The organism is Pseudomonas caricapapayae, assembly GCF_001400735.1.
GTDB lineage: Bacteria > Pseudomonadota > Gammaproteobacteria > Pseudomonadales > Pseudomonadaceae > Aquipseudomonas > Aquipseudomonas caricapapayae.
Map to the genome: position 1 here is coordinate 1 of NZ_LJPW01000180.1, position 217 is coordinate 217.

The following is a 217-nucleotide window of genomic DNA, read 5'->3' on the forward strand; positions in this document are numbered from 1 at the left end:
GGGGCGCTGGACGCCAAGGTCCGCAAGGAATTGCGTCGCTGGCTGGCGCGCCTGCACGAAGACATCAACCTGACCTCGGTATTCGTGACTCACGATCAGGAAGAAGCCATGGAAGTGGCCGACCGCATCGTGGTGATGAACAAAGGCGTGATCGAACAGATCGGCTCGCCGGGGGAGGTCTACGAGAACCCGTCCAACGACTTCGTCTACCACTTTC

The 217-nt window shown here is 59.9% G+C and carries 1 pseudogene; it reads left to right on the forward strand.

The window, feature by feature from the left end:
* Positions 1-217 (forward strand): annotated as a pseudogene (locus ALO80_RS27340) (sulfate ABC transporter ATP-binding protein); the annotation flags it as partial.